The organism is Paenibacillus sp. P4_A7, from assembly GCF_056402455.1.
Map to the genome: position 1 here is coordinate 1 of NZ_JBFUHJ010000653.1, position 2,232 is coordinate 2,232.

The following is a 2,232-nucleotide window of genomic DNA, read 5'->3' on the forward strand; positions in this document are numbered from 1 at the left end:
GTCGGAAGCAAGGAACAGCGCTGCCTTCGCGACATCTTCAGGACGACCCAATTCATTGCTGAGCTGACGCGTTTTTAGAGACGCAATTGCAGCCTCAGAGTCATCGTATGAGGTGCGGAGATAGTTTTCCACGAATGGTGTTAAAATGGTTCCAGGCAGAAGTGCATTTACTCGAATATTGTTCGGCGCATAATCTACTTGCATCGATTTTGTAAGCGCTAGAACAGCTCCTTTTGTAGCTGCGTAGGAAGCGCGTTTTGCGAGGCCCATCTCTGCAATACAGGAAGACATGTTAATAATCGTTCCGCTTGATCGTTCAATCATGTGTGGCAGCACATATTTGCAAGGCAAGTATACCCCGCGAATATTAACCCGCATGACGCGATCCCAATCATCCGGCTCCACCTCATGCAGCTTTCCAACCCCACTGATTCCAGCATTATTGAATAACACATCTATACGACCATAGGCTGCTAAGATTTCGTCTACCATAGAGCGGACGGAGTCCGGGTCTGTGACATCCGCTTTTATAAATAATGCGCGCCCCCCTTGCGACTTGATTTCTTCGACCGTTTCCTGGCCTTTGTCCGTATCAAGATCGTTAACAACTACAATCGCGCCTTCTTGCGCAAAAAGTAAAGCCGAGCTTTTACCGATACCTGAACCGGAACCTGTAATGAGCGCTACCTTATCCGCTAATCTCATGTTCTAACACCCCTTCTTTGTTTGGATTCATTCAGTCCGTTCTAAAGACTCGGTCCGATTCTGTTAATACTGAATTCTTGGTGCCCTAACGTTTCGGCTTTCGTCCATTTACCATCCGCTACTTCGATGATCTCCTGCCAGATTCGCTCACCCGCAGACTCCAAGCCCATTGTGCCATCTAGCATTGCGCTGACGTCGACATCCATGTTATCTTCCATTCGTTCGAACATACGCTTGTTGCCCGTAATTTTGATAACCGGTACAACGGCCGCACCAGTCGGAGTTCCCCTACCTGTCGTAAAGCAAACAATATGAACGCCGCCCGCCGCCATACCCGACACACATTCGATATCGTTACCCGGCGAGTCCATAAAGTAAAGTCCGCCCTCCGGTATTTGTTCAGCGTATTCAATAATGCCTTTGATTGGAGCTTTTCCGCATTTGCTGATGCATCCAAGTGATTTCTCTTCGATGGTGGAAAGACCGCCAGCGATATTGCCGGGACTTGGATTACCGCCCCGCATATCAGCGCCCATCCGCTCCACCTCTTTTTCGAAGCGGCCTACAATATGATAGAGCATCTCAGCCGTATCAGGTGTTGCGCACCGCTCTGCAAGCACATGCTCTGCACCAATAATTTCCGTCGTTTCGCCGATAACAATCGTTCCACCAGCAGCGATTAATGAATCTGCAGCTTCGCCAAGTGCCGGATTCGAAGCCATGCCGGAAGTTGCATCAGAGCCACCGCATTTTACGGCTACCTTCAGTTTTGAGAACGGTACTGGTACTTTTGGTTGAACCTCAAGCTCCGCCATCATTCGTTTTGCTATTTCGGTTCCATGCTGAATTGCTTTCACTGAACCGCCAATCGTTTGAATGTCAATCACTTCGACGGGCTTGCCGGTCTTCCGAATATCGTCTGCAAGTGCRTATGGGTCAACCACTTCGCACCCGAGGCTGATGACGATAACCGCGCCAACGTTTGGATTTTTACCTGTTCCCGCAAGCACCTCGAAAGTTCGTTCTTTGTCTGCCCCGATTTGACTGCATCCATGCTGGTGCGGAATCGCCACAGTACCAGGAACAAGCTGCGTAATCCGATTGCAAACCTGATTGGAACAGATGACCGTTGGAATGATAAGCAGATGATTGCGTATACCAATATCACCATTTGGTCTTTCATACCCCATAAATGTGTTCATGATGTCACCTCTCCAGCCTTATCGCCTCTACCGCGTATTCCTTCAATATTATGAACATGAACATGTTGCCCGGCCATGATTGCCATACTTGTAAGACCGATTGTTTCCCCGTATTTACGCAGTTCCTGTCCTCCAGAAATATCCACAATCGCTAGCTTGTGGCCGAACGGAATGGAATCAATCGCCGTAATGTTATGAATACCTTGACTATTTCTGTAGCTGACTATATCCCCTGGACTTATATCACGCAGCGCTGTAGCAACATGATCCCGATCATCCATAACGAGAGCGTCGACGCCATCTGTGACTTGTTGCATCATTCAGC

The 2,232-nt window shown here is 48.6% G+C and carries 3 protein-coding genes; all 3 read right to left on the reverse strand.

The window, feature by feature from the left end; all coding sequences use genetic code 11:
- A partial coding sequence (locus tag AC1DWN_RS32485) for an SDR family NAD(P)-dependent oxidoreductase (RefSeq protein WP_477562967.1) occupies positions 1–705 on the reverse strand: 705 nt, incomplete at its 3' end.
- Positions 706–746: 41 nt separating this feature from the next.
- Positions 747–1,907: a UxaA family hydrolase gene (locus tag AC1DWN_RS32490; RefSeq protein ID WP_477562968.1), complete on the reverse strand. Its 1,161-nt coding sequence runs from the start codon at positions 1,905–1,907 to the stop codon at positions 747–749.
- Positions 1,904–2,188 carry a UxaA family hydrolase gene (locus tag AC1DWN_RS32495; protein WP_477562969.1) on the reverse strand — a complete coding sequence of 95 codons (285 nt, stop codon included), beginning with the start codon at positions 2,186–2,188 and terminating at the stop codon, positions 1,904–1,906. Before AC1DWN_RS32495 ends, AC1DWN_RS32490 begins: the two co-directional genes overlap by 4 nt.
- Positions 2,189–2,232: the final 44 nt, after the last annotated feature.

What these genes read in the sequence shown, in the direction of transcription:
- AC1DWN_RS32495 (WP_477562969.1), bottom strand. Translation starts at nt 2,188, where the DNA reads ATGGATGATCGGGATCATGTTGCTACAGCGCTGCGTGATATAAGTCCA.